The organism is Paenibacillus sp. 598K, assembly GCF_003851045.1.
Taxonomy (GTDB): domain Bacteria; phylum Bacillota; class Bacilli; order Paenibacillales; family Paenibacillaceae; genus Paenibacillus_D.
Genome location: NZ_BFBX01000091.1, coordinates 1 through 13401, shown reverse-complemented (window position 1 = coordinate 13401; position 13401 = coordinate 1). Strand labels below are relative to the sequence as shown.

Sequence of the window (13401 nt, the reverse complement as noted above, 5' to 3'; positions counted from 1 at the left end):
GTGAGGGCAGCTTGCAAGCGAGGAAGTGCAGACGAAGCAGTCGCAGACACACTTTTGCTTTGTCCCCTTAGCTCAGCTTGCTGCTACAGCAGCTTGCGGATATGCGGCTCGATCTTGGCGGGCGTATCTTGAGGACCGAAGCGCTTGACGACGCGGCCGTCGCGATCGACGAGGAACTTCGTGAAGTTCCACTTGATGGACTTCGAGCCGAGCAGCCCCGGCGCTTCCTGGGCGAGATATTGGTAGAGGGGATGCGCATCCTGACCATTGACGTCGATCTTGGCGAACAGCGGGAACGTCACGCCGTGATTGATCTGGCAAGTCTGTTCGATCTGATCGTTGGCGCCGGGTTCCTGATTGGCAAATTGATTGCTGGGGAAGCCGAGGACGCGCAGACCTTGCTCGGCATATTGCTTGTTCAGTTTCTCGAGTCCTTCGAATTGCGGCGCAAACCCGCATTTGGTCGCTGTATTGACGATCAGCAGCACCTCGCCCTTATAGTCGCTCATCGGACGCTCCTCGCCTCGAATCGTCGTCACCTGGAAGTCATAGATGGACATCATAATTCCCTCCTCATTGTATAGATCACAATTAAATTTTATACAATTTAGTTGGGGGAGTCAACTTCTGTGGGGACGCGATATATATAGGCACGACGGATTTTGACAGCGTTTGGGCGGGCGGTGTATAATATTCGGAATTAGATTGCATGCAATTCAATCCTGGGAGGTGTTCCATTTGAGTCGCAAGAGAAAAGAGGATGCTCGTCTGTCTCCCGAATCGATGGACACCGCTGCGGCTTCAATGAGGTTGGAGGATCAGCTGTGCTTTGCGCTGTATGCCTGCTCGCGAGAGATCACGCGGAGCTATCAGCCGGTGCTCAAGGCGATGAACCTCACTTATACGCAATATTTGACCATGCTGGTGCTGTGGGAGCAGGATGACCTGACCGTGAAGGAGCTGGGCGCACGTCTGTATCTGGACTCCGGCACCTTGACGCCGTTGCTCAAAAAGCTGGAGACTGCGGGGCTTTTGACCCGGATCCGCGATCGCGAGGACGAGCGGAGCGTGCGGATCGGACTGACGGACAAAGGCCGCGAGCTGCGCGAGCAGGGCGCTTGCGTGCCGCCGCAAGTGTTCGGGATGACCCGCGTGCCGGCAGCAAAACTTATGGAGCTGTATCGTCTCTCGCACGAATTGATGGCCGATCTGCAATCCAGCGAACGCGTCGACTGACAATCGGCCCATAGACGCACAATCAGCCGGCAGATGTCCCAGACATCTGCCGGCTGAACAGAAGCAGGAGCCGATGACTCCGCTTCATTTTCTGGCACCGGCCCGCGCCATCGAGATAATCGGTGACATGGAGTAATCGTTTACTCGGTTTCTTTCTCAGGTTCCGCACCTACGCCATTGATCAGGTCGACGCCGGGGTACGCTTGCTCCGGGGCCGCCGGATCGATCGGCGTATTTTGAGCTGCTTCGGCTTCGGCCGCTTGCTCTGCCCCAGGGTGGTTGTCGCAGATTGCGTCTCCTTCAGGATAGACTGCCGTCAGCTCGGTTTCGGCATCCTTCACTTCGTCTGCCACGCGTTCCTCAGCGAACAGGCCAAAGGACGGGTCGATCTCGCGTTCGGTGATCAGGCTGTTGGAATGTTGGTTTTTGTCGTTCATGATCGCAGACCTCCTTCGTATTGAGGCAGCGCCGGAGCGTTGCCTGCGCATATAATTATCCTTACCCGACCTGGGCGATTCGAATCGATGACAGTAGGTTTTCGGGTTTTCCGGGTCTTTAGGATCATTGAGAATGAATTTTATTTTTGTCTTTGTAGCGAATTCGGAAGGACGAAGCGGAAGTTTGTCGAAATTTTATAGATATTCCATGCGATTACTTCTGAATGATGGGGGTCCTATGAAAGCTTTGCCTTTGTATTGGCCGATGATCTGTCTTCTCTTGGCAATCCTGCTGCTAGGTGCGCCAGCCACAATGCTTGCCCAACATGAGGAGCGCGATTCGGCCGACGCTGCGACAAGCCATGCCGTGCGAGAATGGCAGATGCACTGGGAAACGGATTCGCCTGCGCCTGATGGCAGCCCGCCGGTGCGGACGGATTGGTTCAAGATCGCCGACCACGAACCGCTGGTCTCGCTTCCCGAGCAAGTGTCCGCAGCGTCGTTGAGATTGCAATTGCCCGAACTGCCGTGGGAGCACAACACGCTGTTCATCGAACGTCTTTACGGACAAAATGTACAGATCTACATAGGCGGCGAGCTGCTCTACGAGGCGGAACGCAACCATTTATTCGATGTTCATCAAATCCTGATTCCGATCGAACCGACGCACGCCGGACAGGAGCTTATGATCCGTGTTGATACCGCGACGGCGCGGATCGGTCTGGATCAGCCTGTCGTCGTCGGAGAATACGGCCCCTTGCTGAAGCAATACGTGCAACAAGGCTTGTTTGATATCGTCCTTGGCGCGGCCTTTGTATTTATTGCCTTGATTATGCTGGTGTGTTCGGCCTTTTTACAGCGGGAGCAGCTGAAGCGGTGGATCTCGCTCCTGTTGATTATTTTGCCCACCGGCATGCTGATTATTACCTATTCGCCGTATCTGTATACGTTCTATCCGCAGATCGGCAAGTTCGCTTTTCATCTTTTTGATCTGTCCTTGCTTGTTCTGTTGCCGTCGTTGACGTATTTTTTCGAGCGGATGATGGAGGGGCGCAAGCTGGGGTTTGTGACCAAGTTTCGCAAGTTCCAGGTAGGGTACTCGTTATTTTGTCTAGTCTGCTCGATCATCAATATCCTGACCGATTATCACTACTATGACATCTATTTTCTGATTACGGTGACGGCGCTCGGGTGCATCATGCTCGTGCAGTTGTCCATACTGTTCATCTGCTCGGTCTACTTCGCTTTCAAGGGCAACAAGGTGGCGCTTATTTTCTCGACCGGCTTTATGATTTTTGCGATGCTGGGCATTATTGATCTGATGCTGTTCTACTTGCGGGCGGGCAATTACGATCTGATCCTGTGGAAATGGGGCATCGTCTGCTTCGTCGTCTCGCTGATCATCATCCTCGGTCGCCGCTTCGCCAGCGATCACAAGCAGCTGATCACCTACTCCAAGGAGTTGGAGATGTTCAACACAAGGCTGCAACGCTCGGAGAAGATGGAGATCATCAGCGGCCTCGCCGCATCGGTCGCCCATGAGGTGCGAAACCCGTTGCAGGTGACGCGCGGCTTCCTACAGCTGCTGAGGGAAAACTCTTCGGCCAAGGACAGGCATTATATGGCGCTTGCGATCGACGAGCTGGATCGGGCGTCCCATATCATCACGGACTTCCTCACCTTCGCCAAGCCGGAGCTCGAGGAAGTGTCGATCCTGAATATCGCGCTGGAGCTGAAGCATATCGAAGGCATCCTGCGGCCGCTGGCCAATCTGCAGGGCGGTACCATTGTGCTCGACATCCCGGCCCAGTTGTACATCCAGGGCAACTCGTCGAAGCTGAAGCAGGCATTTATCAACATTATCAAAAACAGCATCGAAGCCTTGAATGGGCAAGGCGAGATCCGTATCTGGGCGTATAAGGAGCAAGAAGATGTTGTGGTCCATATCAAGGATGACGGGGAAGGCATGAATGCATCGGAATTGGCCAAGCTGGGGGAGCCTTACTTCTCGAATAAAACAAAGGGGACGGGGCTGGGGTTGATGGTGACGTTCCGGATTATCGAGGTGATGCAGGGGAAGCTGGAGTTCCGCAGTGTAAAAGGCGTCGGGACGGAAGCCGTACTGCGCTTTCCGTCCGTGAGCGCCCCGCTTTGATCGATATTACCACATACCCGCTGGAGCTGGATCGTCTCCGCTCAGCACTTCAGCGGGATTCGGAGGGATGACCAGATAAAACTTGCTGGTCGTCTCTTCGACAGCTGAGAGCTCGATGGAATCAGGGACGACGATACCAAATGCGGACTCGATGGCTTTTTTCGGGTCGGTGAGCAGCTCTTGCTTGAATGCGGCGTCTTCCCAAGCTTTTTGGATGATTTGGGTCTTAAGGATCTGTTCAGCAGACATGGATAATTCGCTCCCTTATACGTAAGATATTGGATATGATTCCCGCTCAAGTATAGCATGTCCCGTAGGTATTTACTACTAATTTGTGCGGTTTTTGTAGATCCAGTGATTCAATGCTCCTAGTTCCAGAGACTTCCTCTCGCTCTCGATTCGGGCGCTGGCCTCAGCCAGACTATCTGTCAGGTATTGATGGAAGGCGAGCAGGTCCGGGCAGGATACCTCCAGCGATCGCAGCCGCTGATGGGTGGCGATCGCACGGGCGCTATAGCGGGTCATCGCTCCGCCGACGTAGAGCGAGGAGCGGACCTCGGCAGCCGTCAAGGTTGCGCCGGATTCCGAGCTTCGCAGCGACTTGACGAGCGCGAGCAGGCCATTGTAGCTGCCTGTCTCCAGATCCTCCTCCCAGTCGGCCCAATCATCGTTCATCTGCAGTGTCAACAGCAGCAGATCGACCATTTCCGACACCGGATAGATCCAATGCTCATGGTCGGTCAGCAACAGCGCGCCGGTGCTGGCCAGCTTGACGGGGCCGGCTTTTTTGGCGATGCGTAGCGGGTCGGTGAGGAAGTAGTTGTCGTTGCCTTCATTGCACACCGTATCGGCCCACTCGGCAGCGTAGTCGTCATGGTGCTGCCAGAAGACCGAGTCATGCGGGAAAAGCTCGCGGTAACCGGCGAGATACTGGAGCTGGAACAGGCCGGATAACGCGAGCTGCCGGGTGCGGTCAGTCGGCGAAGAGGGCGCATCCATGACATCGTCCTGGATGAAGTAATGGAGCATGACGAAAATGTTGGCCAACGCCAGCTCGCGCGTCTGCTCGCGTCGCAGCGGCAAGGAGCGCTCCAGCCAGTAAGGGAGAAGATAACAAATATAGTTTTTGGCGCTGCCTTCGAGGAGCGGGTTGAAGGCGGCGACATAACGCCGTCCGAGCTCATCCAACGGCGGCGGGAATTGTCCGATGCGGCGCTCCGCATCGCCGAACAGCATCCCTAGCTCCTCGCGATAATCCTCAAACCAATGCAATACAGTCGCCTCCTTAAGTGTCCGACACCTGGGTCGGGGCGAATACCATGCCGAACATGCGGATGTTATAATCCGAATCGGGGTCGATCAGCCAGGAAAACAGCTCCTCCGCGTGCGCTGGCGGCACAGGCGATCGCAGCGTGTATTCGGTTACAAGCCGCATGTACATATACAGCTGAGCCTTCGCCTCCAGGCGATCGGCGCGAATCTGATATCGCCTGGTCCCCAGATGCGTCCATCCGGCAGATGTCAGCTCGAGCCGCAGCGCGTCCTCCAGTCGCATCAACGGACTACGGTGCAGTCCGGTCCTGGCGCGGCGATAGAGCTCTGAGAATAACGGCAAGCCGTCGTGATGCTGCAGGTCATCCTCGTCCGCATCGAGGATGACCAGCCTCCCGCCTGGTTGCATCCTCGGCAGCAGCCAGGAGCCGAGGTGGCGGCGGTCGCTCAGATGCGGCACGACGAGGCGCGCGAGGACGAGATGGTAGGTCTGTGTATCGGCCAGCTCCTCATAGTTGCCGAGCTGGAAGGCCAGTCGCTCGCGCTGGCGGGCTGCGGAGCGGGCATGGATGTCCGGCTCCAGCTCCACCCCGAGACAGTCGAGGTTGGGATAACGCTCCTGCAGTCGCGCCAGATAGGCGCCATTGCCGCTGCCGATGTCCAGTACACGACCGACCGGGGCCTGCGATAGCAATGGTTCAAAAAACAGGGCATGTTCCATAGGCTCGAATAGTTCGGTAGTCAGGGATAACATCCTGTCGAATAGATCGCAAGGGGCTCTCATTCAGGTCCTTCCTTCTCTATTATAGGTATAATGCACCATACTCATTATAGGTCGAATGGAAGAAATTCACAAGATGCAGATGTGGCGCGAGTTGCGGGGAAGGCGGTTTTTCGGCTATTATAGAGGCATCTCTCAGACTGCCCTGAAAGGCCGAAGAGGCGTCGAGCTCGAATCTGGCGCAGTCTGATCAAAGGATGGTGGACGCAATGAACGATACATTGCATAAAGCATTAAACGATCAAATGAATTTTGAGTTTTATTCCTCCCAGGTGTATCTGGCCATGGCGGCCTACTTGTCTGCCGAAAGCCTCGACGGCTTCGCCAACTTTTTCATCGTGCAAGCCGAAGAAGAGAAATTCCATGCGATGAAAATCTATACGTTCCTGAATAATCGCGGTAAAAGGGCGACGATCACTGGTATGGAGACGCCGCGGAATGAGTACGGCTCGGTGCTTGAAGTGTTCGAGGACGGGTACAAGCATGAGGTCGAGGTGACCAAACGGTTTTATCACTTGTCGGACATCGCTATGAACGATCGCGAGCACGCGACGATCCAATTCCTGAAATGGTTCATCGACGAGCAGGTCGAGGAGGAATCGATGTTCGATTCGATTATCCAGAAGCTCAAGCGGATCGACAAGGACAGCAACGCCTTTTTCATGCTCGACGCCGAGTTCGCCAAGCGCAGCTTCACGCCGCCAGCTGAATAATACCGACCCATTAAAAAGGCCCTTCCGTCAGGTTTGTACCTGTTCGGAAGGGCCTTTTGCTCAAATTCAATCCATCGCACCTAAGGCGTGTCCGAGCAACTGCATAGGGGCATCTTTCACTGCCGTTTTGCCTCTCGGCTGGCGGATCAGCGCTCCCACACCTGCACATCCATATCCGGACTCGTCAGCTCGATGCGCTGAGGCGTAATATCGAGGATGACGTAATCGGGATCGTCCGGACCGCTGAACCAGCGCTTCAGCTCCTTGCTCCACACCTTCTCGCGCAGACTGTCGTCGGAGGTTACGGCCGCCGTGCCTTCGATCGAGAGCACCTCGCGTCCCCACTTGCCGTCGTAGCCCGCCAGCAGGAACACATGCGGATTGCTCTGCAGCTCCTCCACCTTATGCGTCTTGCGGCTTGTTGCCAGATGGAGCTGCAGGCCGTCATGGAACAGCGCCATATATCTCACCTTCGGTTGATTGCCTTCGACCGTGCCAAAGGAGCAATACGGGTTGTCCTCCAGCACAGCGATGATTTTCTTTTCCAAAGCCTGTTTATCCGTCATTGACGTTGCCTCCTTATCTGTTGCTCAAGCTTTACGTTAGGATACCCGGCGCGCTCCCGTCTGAATCAGTCCGGCAGGGAGGCAGGCATTTCCTTTTGCTCCGCCATCAACTATAATAAGGTAAGTGGGGAGTGCCGCTAACTGGGCATTCCGCAGGTGAATGACGATTTGAACGATTGCCGTATACTAACCCTCAGACGACCTGTGTTAACGAAAGCAAAGGAGACGATGAGGATGAGACCAACCGAAGCGAAGGAAGCGCGAGCTTCTGTTTTCTTGCTGGCCGGAGTGGCTACGGCGCCGCGATTTTTCGAGTATTGTCGCAAGCATGTCGAGCAATTGTGCAGCGCATGCGGCTGGCAGGCCGATGTGCAGATCATCTATCCGTATGGAGACCACAGTCGCAGCCTCTTCGCGCAGGTGAGAGAGGTAAGCGGCGATGTGACGCGGCGCTTCCAGGCCTTTCGTATCGGAGGGAGACTGGCAGCTCAGGAGATCCGCAAGACGTATGACGGCGGCAGGCTGATCCTGATCGGTCATAGCGGCGGCGGCGCGGCGGCCTACCAGGCGGCCCGCATCCTCGACGCCGCCGGGCAGCTCGGCGACTGCCGGATCGTACAGATCGGCTCGCCGCGCGTGCCGATTACCCCGGAGTTCCGCGAGCGGGTCTGTTATATCCATGCGGTCGATGAGCTGGGCAGACTCAAGGACCCGATCACCAAGCTCGGCAGCTGGGGCGGCTGGACGCGCTCGGGCTTCGCCTTGCCGCGATGGAACGGGGCCAAGTACGCACCAGCTCATATCGAGCCGATCACGGTCGTGGGCGGACACGCCGACTACTTCCGGCATGATATGCCGTTCGTGGACGCGCAGCAGGTATCCAATATGGACAAAACGATTGCCAAGGCATGGGCCTGGCTGCAGCGTGCGATCCAGCCGCCCGCGCAGCTGGAGTAACCGCAAGAGAAGGAGCGCTTGGGCCATGATAACGATTATTCGTGCAGACGAGAGGTATCATAAGGATCTGGATTGGCTGAAGAGCCGGATGAGTTTTTCGTTCGGCGATTTTTATGAAGAGGAGAACAGCAGCTTCGGCTGTCTGCGCGTATTCAATAACGATACGATCAGCGGCCATCGCGGCTTCGGCGCGCATCCCCATCGCGAGATGGAGATCGTCAGCGTCGTCCTGAGCGGACAGCTCAAGCACGAGGACAGCACCGGCCATAGCGCGGTGACCGGCTTCGGCGGCGTCCAGCGGATGAGCGCAGGCACTGGCATCATCCACTCCGAGGTCAACCCGGGGGATGAGCCGTGCGAGCTGCTGCAGCTCTGGTTCACCCCGGAGCGGCCCGGCTTGCCGCCATCCTACGAGACGTCCGCCTACGATCCTGCGCAGCTGCGCGGACAGTTGCTGCCGATCGTCTCGGGGCAGGAGGGTCGCCAGGGCGAAGGCGTCGCGCATATCCACCAGGATCTGACGATTTATATGGGAGATCTCGAAGCGGGACAGACGCTGGACTATCGGACGACAGCGGGACGCCGGATTCATCTCTTCGTCATCACAGGCACGGTTGCGCTGGGGCAAGAGGGCGAGCTGGCCGAGCGGGACGCAGCACGAATCCAGGATGTTCCGGAGCTGACGCTGCGTTCGGCCGAGGGAGCCAGAGTGCTGCTGATCGATATGCCATAACAGGAGAGAGTGGAGGGAGAGCCTTGGACAACGTCAAAAAAAAGCTGCTTGTCAAGCAAGTCATCGGACGACTGCTGCTCGACACCGATCATGGTCCATATCCGTTTGCGCTGCAGGAGCAAGACGGCGGATGGCGGATCGCGATCGAGCAGGTCGCGCCAGAGCGGGCGGAGGAGATCGGCAGTCTCAGTCAGGATCTGAATCTGTTTTATTTCGAAGAGCATCCGGAGGGCATCCGCAAATGGTGGCTGTACGGCAAGGAGCGGCCGCTTCGTCTGGCCTATGACGGGCAGGAGCGGACGCTGGAGCTGATCGTCGACAGCCGGGTCGGCTATTCCAACGAGAAGGTGTGAGGAGGGATCGGATGTCTGCGTTAGGGGAGTCCTATCGATTGCAAGATCTGTCGTTGCGCAACCGGATCGTCATGCCGCCGATGTGCCAGTATTCGGCTTCGGGCAAGGATGGCATACCGACCGAGTGGCATCGCATTCACTATGTCTCTCGAGCTGTTGGCGGCACGGGGCTGATCATCATGGAGATGACCAACATCGAGCCCGATGGCCGGATCACCGACCATTGTCTTGGGCTGTGGTCGCAGGCACATGCCGAGGCGTTCGCGGCGATCATCCGGGAATGTCAGTCGTATGGAGCCAAGGTCGGCATCCAGATCGCTCACGCCGGACGCAAGGCCGAGGATGCGCAGCAGCCGGTCGCGCCCTCTGCGGTGCCTATCGCGCCGGGGACGGCAGCGCCTCGTGCGCTGTCGACAGCAGAGGTCGAAGCGATGGTCGAGCGGTTCCGCGAGTCGGCGAGGCTGGCGGTAGCTGCCGGCGTCGATACGATCGAGTTGCACGGCGCGCACGGCTACCTCATCCACCAGTTCCACTCGCCCGCGCTTAATCGTCGGGACGATGCGTACGGCCAGGAGTCCTCCCGCTTCGGCGTCGAGGTGATCCGCGCGGTCAAGTCGCAGATGCCGGCAGGGATGCCGCTGTTGATGCGGCTGTCGGCGGTCGAATATATGGACGGCGGCTACGAGGAGGAGCATATGCTCCGGGTCGCTGCGGATTACAAGGCGGCGGGCGTGGATATGTTCCACATCTCCAGCGGAGGCGAAGGACCGGTAGGCTCGAAGCGGCAGCCGGCCAATACGCCGGGTTACCAGCTGCCGTTCGCCCGCCGGTTCCGCGAGGAGCTCGGGCTGCCGGTCATCGCTGTCGGACTGCTGGACGATCCGGCGCTCGCCAATCGGGCGCTCGAGGAGGGCGACGCCGATCTGGTAGCCGTTGGCAGAGGTATGCTGAGGGACCCGTACTGGGCGCTCCATGCGCTCGCAGCGACGGGGGGAGCGCCGGCCGAGCTGGCGCCGCGCCAGTATCGGCGGGCTTTCTGAGCAATAGGGTGGCGAGAGGACGGCATTTCGGGTTATAGTAGAGGTAACGTTCCATAAGATGAGGTGATGAACGATGACAGAACCAACAGTCGGCTCGCAGGAGCAGGCAGGCCAGGAGGAACAGCCGCGCAAGGTATCGCTCGCCGAAGCGATGAAGCAGAAGCTGCAGCAAAAGAAGCAGTCCCAGGCCGCAGGCGGCAAGCAAAAGCATGATATCGCAGGCAATCAGGCGACGATGCGTAGCCAAAGCACGAAGAAGATTAACAATCAGCGCAAGCGGATGGGCGTCTAATGGCAGCTACCCATGTGTACACGCGCCGCGAGGAGATCGCCAATAGCATCACGCACGGGATCGGCGCGCTCCTCAGCGTCGCGGCGCTAGTGCTGCTTATTGTTTTCGCCTCGCTGAAGGGGACGGCGCTGCATGTCGTCAGCTTTACGATCTACGGCAGCTCGATGCTGCTGCTTTACCTGGCTTCGACGCTCGTCCATAGCTTCCCGGAAGGTCGGGCAAAGCGGGTATTCGAGGTGCTGGACCATTCGTTCATTTATGTGTTCATCGCCGGCACCTACACACCGCTGCTGTTTTTGGTGATCAAGGGTGCGCTCGGCTGGACGCTGTTCGGGATCGTGTGGGGCATCGCGGCGGCTGGCGTCGTCTTCAAATCGTTTTTCGTCAACCGCTTCCTGTTCACCTCGACGATGATCTATATCCTCATGGGCTGGATTATCGTGTTCGCCTGGCAGCCGCTGGTGGCGGGATTGGCATCGGGCGGACTGAAGCTGCTGATCGCTGGCGGACTTTGCTATACCATCGGCACGATCTTCTACATGTGGCGCAGCTTCCCGTATCACCATGCCGTTTGGCATCTGTTCGTGCTGGCCGGCTCGACGACGCATTTCTTCGCCGTCCTGCTGTACTTGCTGCCTTGATGTGCGAGGCTCAATAACACGACTAAGAGACGACCCTGTGCGGGCCGTCTCTTTTTGTTGTTACTACGATTTGTCGTAGGGCTTGGACGCATCGGTGATGCGGAACTTGCGGTAGAGCTCGAGCGACTCTCTGACATAGCCAGCTTCTTCCTCATTCCGAACTTCCATCACGAGCGTTCGCTCATCCGAGACAGACTCCGGCTTGGTCTTCGTCTCCCTGCCGAGCAGATAGTCTACGGTGACATTAAAGCAGTCGGCGATTTTGATGACCGTTTCGAGATCCGGTTCATTGATGTTGTTCTCGTATTGGGAGATCGTTGATTTTGCAGAGTTGAGAATCTCGGCCAATTCCTTTTGGGTCATATTGTGCGCCTTGCGCAGCTCGCGAATCCGTTCACCTATCATGCGATCATCTCATTTTAGAAGGATATATACTTCGTATTGTACATGCAAAATGAACTTCAGTGCATAAAATTGCAATGAGATTCATGAAAGATGAAATATGTCTTGAAGAAATGGTAAATAAAGCCTATAATAAGCATAGTGTTCATGAAACATGAACAGGGGTGAGGACATGAATGCCAAATTAAAAGCGGCCCGACGAGCCAAAGGGCTGACCCAGGCGGACATGGCAGCGATGCTGGGCTACCGCTCTAAGAGCGGTTATGCCATGGTGGAGAACGGCAAAAACACCCCGCCGCTGGATGTAGCGCTGGCTATTGCCCGTATCGTCGGTCAGGATGTCGAGACGTTGTTCCAACGAGACAAGGAATAGTTTTTTATTATGCTTCCATCGGGAGATGATAGATCGCAATAGCTCGCATGACAAAGTCCATGAAAGGCGGGAGGTGTATTCAATGATTCTCGATAGTTCGCCATGGCTGCTGCTGGTCGCCGTGCCGGTAGTCGCGGTGCTGGTGGGGCTGGAGGTATATACCCGCAAAGCCAGAGCCAGAAAATCCGATCCAAATTAATCGGACAACGCTTCAGCGCCGAATTCGGACGGGGCACCAGCCTGCGGGCTGGCTGCACATCGTCGCCGCATAGCCAGGGTCTTCTTTGGCAAGCTCGTTGAAGTAGGCTGCGAGCTTGTGGTTGGCCGCGACCGAACCGCCTTTGAAATTCATCCGTTGCTCTCCCTTGACATGAAGATAGTAATAGAGCTTGTGATCCTTGGGCGAATCGTAGATGAGCGGGGGGAGGCGAGGTACAATATCCGATTGGTTGCTGTAGCGGCAACTGACGTCGATGCGACGGTTGAAGAAGCGGGCGAAGGTCGGGTCGCCGACACGCGGCGCGCCATACGTGTAGACGCTCGGCTGATCATGCACGGCGCTCGAGGCGATATCTGCTCCGGCGAGCACAGCGAGCGCGCCGCCAAGGCTATGTCCGGTGACATAGAGATTTTTGGTGCGAGGTAGGCTTCGGAGCAGCTTTAGCAGCGGCCCCCTGCAGGAAGCATATAGCTCCGTGAAGCCGATATGTGTCTTCCCGCCCTTGCGATGGAACGGGTAAGGCATCTGTCGGGCGGTCACGTCCACTGTCCAGTCGGCAGAGCTCCCCGTCCCTCGGAAGGCGACGATGATCGAACGGTCCGACTCGAGGATGAAGCCGAAGCGCTCGAGCGGATTGTCGAATGCCTTGGCATTGATCACGCCAGCGATCCGGTAATGCTGAGGCACGAGGAAGATGCCGTTTTGGTTCGTATATTGAAGATAGGTCTGGCTGCAAACAGCCGCAAGAAAAATCGCCGTACGGAGCTGCTTGGTGTCTCGGTCCCTCATGGTCGCTCACTCCCGCATACGAATCTCAGGCGGTGAATCGCCCGTATATCATCGTATGCCTCGAGCGGCAGGAAGGACTGAGTCAGCTGTCGGGCGACATCCGCCCAAGCTTCCCTACAGCTCCTCGATCAGATCGCCGGCGATGATCGAGCCAGGCGACATGCGCCTCCGGGCTGCCGCGTCGCCTGCCGCGCCGTGCAGGTAGACGCCGAGCACGGCTGCTGTGAGCGGCGGCAGCCCCTGCGCGAGCAAGCCGCCGATGACGCCAGCGAGCACATCGCCGGTGCCACCGGTCGCCATGCCGGGGTTGCCCGTCGGGTTGACATACACCTCGCCGGTCGGAGCCGCGCATACGGTGCGGGCGCCCTTGAGCACGACGATGACGCCGTTGGTCGTCGCATAGTGGCGGGCGATGCCGATCCGGTCGCGCTGCACCTCGTC

19 protein-coding genes are annotated in these 13401 nt (G+C 57.3%); 10 read left to right on the top strand and 9 right to left on the bottom strand.

Annotated features, from left to right (window positions below):
- Window positions 1-83: 83 nt before the first annotated feature.
- A complete protein-coding gene (locus PA598K_RS24620; protein WP_128659525.1) occupies window positions 84-560 on the bottom strand; it encodes a glutathione peroxidase in 477 nt (158 codons plus the stop codon).
- A gap of 223 nt (window positions 561-783) precedes the next feature.
- Between PA598K_RS24620 and PA598K_RS24615 the strand changes: the two genes are divergently transcribed.
- The gene (locus PA598K_RS24615) at window positions 784-1236 is read left to right on the top strand and encodes a MarR family winged helix-turn-helix transcriptional regulator (RefSeq protein ID WP_128659524.1); all 453 of its coding nucleotides are present in this window, start codon (window positions 784-786) and stop codon (window positions 1234-1236) included.
- Between the two features lie 140 nt (window positions 1237-1376).
- Here PA598K_RS24615 and PA598K_RS24610 read toward each other — a convergent pair whose 3' ends face one another.
- Window positions 1377-1673 carry a hypothetical protein gene (locus PA598K_RS24610; protein WP_128659506.1) on the bottom strand — a complete coding sequence of 99 codons (297 nt, stop codon included), beginning with the start codon at window positions 1671-1673 and terminating at the stop codon, window positions 1377-1379.
- A 313-nt stretch (window positions 1674-1986) separates the two neighbouring features.
- Here PA598K_RS24610 and PA598K_RS24605 point away from each other — a divergent pair, with 313 nt between their 5' ends.
- Window positions 1987-3828: a sensor histidine kinase gene (locus PA598K_RS24605; protein ID WP_260405589.1), complete on the top strand. Its 1842-nt coding sequence runs from the start codon at window positions 1987-1989 to the stop codon at window positions 3826-3828.
- Between the two features lie 6 nt (window positions 3829-3834).
- Here PA598K_RS24605 and PA598K_RS24600 read toward each other — a convergent pair whose 3' ends face one another.
- The 3 genes from PA598K_RS24600 to PA598K_RS24590 form a co-directional block, all read right to left on the bottom strand.
- Complete coding sequence (locus tag PA598K_RS24600) at window positions 3835-4077, bottom strand: NHLP leader peptide family RiPP precursor (RefSeq protein ID WP_128659504.1); 243 nt, start codon at window positions 4075-4077, stop codon at window positions 3835-3837.
- Between the two features lie 78 nt (window positions 4078-4155).
- Window positions 4156-5100: a hypothetical protein gene (locus PA598K_RS24595; protein WP_128659503.1), complete on the bottom strand. Its 945-nt coding sequence runs from the start codon at window positions 5098-5100 to the stop codon at window positions 4156-4158.
- A 13-nt stretch (window positions 5101-5113) separates the two neighbouring features.
- Entirely contained in the window at window positions 5114-5884 is a 771-nt protein-coding gene (locus PA598K_RS24590; RefSeq protein ID WP_128659502.1) for a class I SAM-dependent methyltransferase, read from the bottom strand.
- Window positions 5885-6090: 206 nt separating this feature from the next.
- Here PA598K_RS24590 and PA598K_RS24585 point away from each other — a divergent pair, with 206 nt between their 5' ends.
- Entirely contained in the window at window positions 6091-6594 is a 504-nt protein-coding gene (locus PA598K_RS24585) for a ferritin (protein ID WP_128659501.1), read from the top strand.
- A gap of 146 nt (window positions 6595-6740) precedes the next feature.
- Here the strand turns inward: PA598K_RS24585 and PA598K_RS24580 are convergent, their stop codons facing one another.
- A complete protein-coding gene (locus PA598K_RS24580; RefSeq protein ID WP_128659500.1) occupies window positions 6741-7160 on the bottom strand; it encodes a pyridoxamine 5'-phosphate oxidase family protein in 420 nt (139 codons plus the stop codon).
- A 234-nt stretch (window positions 7161-7394) separates the two neighbouring features.
- Here PA598K_RS24580 and PA598K_RS24575 point away from each other — a divergent pair, with 234 nt between their 5' ends.
- The 6 genes from PA598K_RS24575 to trhA all read left to right on the top strand — a co-directional run bounded on the left by PA598K_RS24575 (window position 7395) and on the right by trhA (window position 11176).
- Window positions 7395-8117 (top strand): hypothetical protein, encoded by a 723-nt coding sequence (locus PA598K_RS24575; RefSeq protein ID WP_128659499.1) that lies wholly within the window; start codon window positions 7395-7397, stop codon window positions 8115-8117.
- A 25-nt stretch (window positions 8118-8142) separates the two neighbouring features.
- Window positions 8143-8850 carry a pirin family protein gene (locus PA598K_RS24570; protein ID WP_128659498.1) on the top strand — a complete coding sequence of 236 codons (708 nt, stop codon included), beginning with the start codon at window positions 8143-8145 and terminating at the stop codon, window positions 8848-8850.
- A 23-nt stretch (window positions 8851-8873) separates the two neighbouring features.
- On the top strand, window positions 8874-9203 hold the full coding sequence (locus tag PA598K_RS24565) for a hypothetical protein (RefSeq protein WP_128659497.1): 330 nt from the start codon (window positions 8874-8876) through the stop codon (window positions 9201-9203).
- 11 nt (window positions 9204-9214) lie between these two features.
- On the top strand, window positions 9215-10243 hold the full coding sequence (locus tag PA598K_RS24560; RefSeq protein ID WP_128659496.1) for an NADH:flavin oxidoreductase/NADH oxidase: 1029 nt from the start codon (window positions 9215-9217) through the stop codon (window positions 10241-10243).
- 73 nt (window positions 10244-10316) lie between these two features.
- Complete coding sequence (locus PA598K_RS24555) at window positions 10317-10535, top strand: hypothetical protein (protein WP_128659495.1); 219 nt, start codon at window positions 10317-10319, stop codon at window positions 10533-10535.
- Window positions 10535-11176, top strand: coding sequence for a PAQR family membrane homeostasis protein TrhA (gene trhA, locus PA598K_RS24550; protein ID WP_128659494.1), 642 nt, complete (start codon window positions 10535-10537; stop codon window positions 11174-11176). Before PA598K_RS24555 ends, trhA begins: the two co-directional genes overlap by 1 nt.
- A 63-nt stretch (window positions 11177-11239) precedes the next feature.
- Here trhA and PA598K_RS24545 read toward each other — a convergent pair whose 3' ends face one another.
- The gene (locus PA598K_RS24545) at window positions 11240-11581 is read right to left on the bottom strand and encodes a helix-turn-helix domain-containing protein (protein WP_128659493.1); all 342 of its coding nucleotides are present in this window, start codon (window positions 11579-11581) and stop codon (window positions 11240-11242) included.
- 169 nt (window positions 11582-11750) lie between these two features.
- Here PA598K_RS24545 and PA598K_RS24540 point away from each other — a divergent pair, with 169 nt between their 5' ends.
- Complete coding sequence (locus tag PA598K_RS24540; RefSeq protein WP_128659492.1) at window positions 11751-11951, top strand: helix-turn-helix transcriptional regulator; 201 nt, start codon at window positions 11751-11753, stop codon at window positions 11949-11951.
- Window positions 11952-12162: 211 nt separating this feature from the next.
- Here the strand turns inward: PA598K_RS24540 and PA598K_RS24535 are convergent, their stop codons facing one another.
- Window positions 12163-12960, bottom strand: coding sequence for a lipase family protein (locus PA598K_RS24535; RefSeq protein WP_128659491.1), 798 nt, complete (start codon window positions 12958-12960; stop codon window positions 12163-12165).
- 114 nt (window positions 12961-13074) lie between these two features.
- The coding region (locus PA598K_RS24530) for an ADP-dependent NAD(P)H-hydrate dehydratase (protein ID WP_148091987.1) at window positions 13075-13401 on the bottom strand (327 nt) is incomplete at its 5' end.

Excerpts from the sequence above, each read along its gene's own strand:
- PA598K_RS24620 (WP_128659525.1), bottom strand. The coding sequence starts at position 560 with ATGTCCATCTATGACTTCCAGGTGACGACGATTCGAGGCGAGGAGCGT.
- PA598K_RS24615 (WP_128659524.1), top strand. The coding sequence starts at position 784 with ATGGACACCGCTGCGGCTTCAATGAGGTTGGAGGATCAGCTGTGCTTT.
- PA598K_RS24610 (WP_128659506.1), bottom strand. The coding sequence starts at position 1,673 with ATGAACGACAAAAACCAACATTCCAACAGCCTGATCACCGAACGCGAG.
- PA598K_RS24605 (WP_260405589.1), top strand. The coding sequence starts at position 1,987 with ATGCTTGCCCAACATGAGGAGCGCGATTCGGCCGACGCTGCGACAAGC.
- PA598K_RS24600 (WP_128659504.1), bottom strand. The coding sequence starts at position 4,077 with ATGTCTGCTGAACAGATCCTTAAGACCCAAATCATCCAAAAAGCTTGG.
- PA598K_RS24590 (WP_128659502.1), bottom strand. The coding sequence starts at position 5,884 with ATGAGAGCCCCTTGCGATCTATTCGACAGGATGTTATCCCTGACTACC.
- PA598K_RS24585 (WP_128659501.1), top strand. The coding sequence starts at position 6,091 with ATGAACGATACATTGCATAAAGCATTAAACGATCAAATGAATTTTGAG.
- PA598K_RS24580 (WP_128659500.1), bottom strand. The coding sequence starts at position 7,160 with ATGACGGATAAACAGGCTTTGGAAAAGAAAATCATCGCTGTGCTGGAG.
- PA598K_RS24575 (WP_128659499.1), top strand. The coding sequence starts at position 7,395 with ATGAGACCAACCGAAGCGAAGGAAGCGCGAGCTTCTGTTTTCTTGCTG.
- PA598K_RS24570 (WP_128659498.1), top strand. The coding sequence starts at position 8,143 with ATGATAACGATTATTCGTGCAGACGAGAGGTATCATAAGGATCTGGAT.
- PA598K_RS24560 (WP_128659496.1), top strand. The coding sequence starts at position 9,215 with ATGTCTGCGTTAGGGGAGTCCTATCGATTGCAAGATCTGTCGTTGCGC.
- PA598K_RS24555 (WP_128659495.1), top strand. The coding sequence starts at position 10,317 with ATGACAGAACCAACAGTCGGCTCGCAGGAGCAGGCAGGCCAGGAGGAA.
- trhA (WP_128659494.1), top strand. The coding sequence starts at position 10,535 with ATGGCAGCTACCCATGTGTACACGCGCCGCGAGGAGATCGCCAATAGC.
- PA598K_RS24545 (WP_128659493.1), bottom strand. The coding sequence starts at position 11,581 with ATGATAGGTGAACGGATTCGCGAGCTGCGCAAGGCGCACAATATGACC.
- PA598K_RS24540 (WP_128659492.1), top strand. The coding sequence starts at position 11,751 with ATGAATGCCAAATTAAAAGCGGCCCGACGAGCCAAAGGGCTGACCCAG.
- PA598K_RS24535 (WP_128659491.1), bottom strand. The coding sequence starts at position 12,960 with ATGAGGGACCGAGACACCAAGCAGCTCCGTACGGCGATTTTTCTTGCG.